This is a genomic window from Chitinophaga sp., from assembly GCF_035564935.1.
Taxonomy (GTDB): domain Bacteria; phylum Bacteroidota; class Bacteroidia; order Chitinophagales; family Chitinophagaceae; genus Chitinophaga.
The window spans coordinates 1-2,955 of the sequence record NZ_DATMTE010000987.1 but is presented as its reverse complement, the minus strand read 5'-3'; the positions used below and the strand labels follow the sequence as shown (position 1 = coordinate 2,955).

The 2,955-nt window shown below is 45.4% G+C and carries 4 protein-coding genes; 1 reads left to right on the top strand and 3 read right to left on the bottom strand.

What is annotated here, in order from left to right:
* Positions 1-78 precede the first annotated feature (78 nt).
* On the top strand, positions 79-1,020 hold the full coding sequence (locus VN105_RS25585) for a family 43 glycosylhydrolase (protein WP_325645598.1): 942 nt from the start codon (positions 79-81) through the stop codon (positions 1,018-1,020).
* A 35-nt stretch (positions 1,021-1,055) separates the two neighbouring features.
* On the opposite strand, the gene VN105_RS25580 is transcribed toward VN105_RS25585, so the two are convergent.
* From VN105_RS25580 to VN105_RS25570, 3 genes are read right to left on the bottom strand one after another with little or no spacing between them, the layout of a single operon-like run.
* Positions 1,056-1,451 (bottom strand): hypothetical protein, encoded by a 396-nt coding sequence (locus tag VN105_RS25580; RefSeq protein WP_325645595.1) that lies wholly within the window; start codon positions 1,449-1,451, stop codon positions 1,056-1,058.
* Positions 1,435-2,181, bottom strand: coding sequence for a class I SAM-dependent methyltransferase (locus tag VN105_RS25575; RefSeq protein ID WP_325645593.1), 747 nt, complete (start codon positions 2,179-2,181; stop codon positions 1,435-1,437). The genes VN105_RS25580 and VN105_RS25575 overlap by 17 nt, the downstream gene beginning before the upstream one ends.
* On the bottom strand, positions 2,169-2,909 hold the full coding sequence (locus VN105_RS25570; protein WP_325645591.1) for a DUF2071 domain-containing protein: 741 nt from the start codon (positions 2,907-2,909) through the stop codon (positions 2,169-2,171). The genes VN105_RS25575 and VN105_RS25570 overlap by 13 nt, the downstream gene beginning before the upstream one ends.
* Between the last annotated feature and the right edge of the window lie 46 nt (positions 2,910-2,955).

Here is a 2,955-nt window from a genome sequence, read left to right as displayed (position 1 = left end):
AATTAATGCCCTATTTGCTCAAAATTAGCCCTCCCATTAAGGCGCCCCGCCTACCTTTAGCCCTTTAATCATTTCAATATGCAATGTGATCAATTTCTAAAGGCACTGCTAGCCCTGTTTATAGGCACAGCTACCTCCACAGTTACCCAGGCCCAGCAAAATCCTTTCATCACGCACATGTATACCGCAGACCCCTCCGCACATGTGTGGAAAGACGGCCGTTTGTATGTATATGCTTCGCATGATATAGCCCCGCCCCGGGGCTGCGATTTAATGGACCAGTACCACGTGTTTTCTACTGATGATATGGTACACTGGAAGGACCATGGGGAAATTCTCCGCGCCAGCCAGGTGCCCTGGGGAAGAAAGGAAGGCGGCTTTATGTGGGCGCCCGACTGCGCTTATAAAAACGGTACCTACTATTTTTACTTCCCGCACCCTACCGGCTCCGGCGATCAATGGAACGCTACCTGGAAAATAGGTGTAGCCACCAGTAAAAAACCCGCGAGCGATTTTAAGGTACAGGGTTACATAGAAGGACTGGAATCCATGATTGACCCAACGGTGTTTATTGACGACGACGGACAGGCCTACCTGTTCTATGGCGGTGGCGGTACCTGCAAAGGCGGTAAGCTAAAAGATAATATGACAGAACTGGATGGCCCCATGCAAAAAATGGAAGGACTGGAAGATTTCCACGAAGCCAGCTGGGTACATAAAAGAAACGGTATCTATTATCTTTCCTATTCCGATAACCACGATAAAGATGGTAAACACAACCAGATGAGGTATGCTACCAGTAAAAGTCCGCTGGGCCCATGGACTTCAAGGGGCATTTATATGGATCCTACGGATAGTTTCACCAATCACGGCTCCATCGTGGAATACAAAGGACAATGGTACGCATTTTATCATAACAGTGCACTATCGCACCACGATTGGCTGCGATCCATTTGTGTGGATAAACTGTATTACAATGAAGATGGCACCATCAAAAAAGTAATACCCACAACAAAATAACCCGCATAAAGTACGGAACTGCAACAGTTCCGTACTTATACCCCGAATACCAATAAAAAAACAACACTGAAATATCCCCAGAGAAAACAAAACACAATATGCACTGTTGTCTCAAAACGTTTCCCCTTCCATAACAACGGGGAATAAACAAAAAACTGGAAAGCCAGGCGGCATAGCCAGAAAATAAAGAACCCCAGCGCAAGCAGGTGCCCCAGTCTTGTATGCACAATATCTTCTGCGGCATACACACAGGCCACTCCCATCAGCAGCACCATCAGTCCTATAAAAAAAGTATGCACATACATGATCTGCCGGCTCAAAAGACTGATCGTGGCAAATTCCTTCTTCCAGTTAAAGTAACGGGGAAAGAAAACATGTACCAGCGACAATACCACCAATATATAACCGGTAATTTTAAGATGCAGTTCCATTTTTCTGTAATATATATGCCGATAAAAAAGGGGTGATCTTCTCCTCATTTTCAACTTGCAGCTGTGCACTGGCAAATGTTTTTCTCCAGGTTGCTCCCGAAAAGAAATGCAGGAATCCTATCGTATAGGCGATGAAGTTAGGTACGTCTCTCAAATGCTCCAATACTACAATTCTCCCATTCGCCGTCAGGCAACGATGCAGTTCTTTAAAAAAAGTAGCTCTTTCCACAGGGTCCCTGATTTCATGCGCCGCCAGTAAAAGAAACACCATATCCACCGATGCAGGCCCCAGCGGTACAGCGGCGGTGCTGATCACTTTTGTACCAGCATAAGGCGCATACCTTTTCCGCGCACGTTCAATGGATACCTCGGTATGCATCTCCGGATTATAAAAATCAAATACCTGTAAACTGGCTTCCGGGTATTTATGTGCCAGCAGATGACTGGTTTCATCAAATCCCGCATGAATGTTTACAATATGCCGTGGCCGGAGTTCCAAATCATCCAGCCACTGTAAAGTATACAGATCTGAACGATCGTAAATATACCAGGAGATCAACAACGACAACAAAGTAGCGATAGCAGCTCCGCATAACATCAGCCTGGTTAATGTATACTGTGTGAATAGCAAACCCACTACCAACAGCAGTAAAAATAATACATAAAAATGCCAGTTGAACCGGATAATATTTCCAATACCCTGAAACGGTGTTCTGCTTATCTTCTCCATATATCCACTTTACCTTTTTTCCAATAATAAGGGATCTGCCGGATGATAAATGCATTCGCCAAACGGCCTCCCTGCAATGCAGGATTGTGCAGGAACCCCACCTCACTATGCAATACCGAAACCGGTACCGGTGTCCAGTTCTCTCTCACTCCTTCAATGATCAACACCTCATTGGACTGTTCGTTACAGGTAAATGTAAATGGCAACGGGCCTGCAAACCGCCTTGCCTCCTTCCAGTCATTAAACGGAGAGCCTGCCGGTAATGCAGCTGTCATATCTCCGGTATCAACGGTAATATCCAGTCCGGAAGCCACCGATCTAACGGAAATAATATCCTTTTCCCCGCTAACAGTAATATCTGTAGTAGTATAACGGTAACGGGTAAACAGGTTTCCCAGCAATTGCATTTTCTTCCGGTCTGTTTCTGATCTTAAAATATACAAACCTCTTAACCGTTTACCTTCGCTATTGGTATAACGCACAAACACCCGGTAACCTGTTAGTACAAAATCATTGCCCATAAAAGCCGGGAATCCTTTGGGCCGGAGGTTCCTGGTTTTCACGATAGCAATGGCTATAAAAGCCCACTGATCCTGGAATACATCCGGCGCCAGCTGTGGCGGCAGCAATGGTTTCAGCACTGCTACCGGGAAAGCATAGGTGAGCACCAGCGAACTTTCAAAGAACGCCTCTACCGCAAAAGGATGATTTTTAAGAAAGGCTAACATGGGTTTTGAATTGATTCAGGTAAATGATCAGGATAAAAACAGCAGC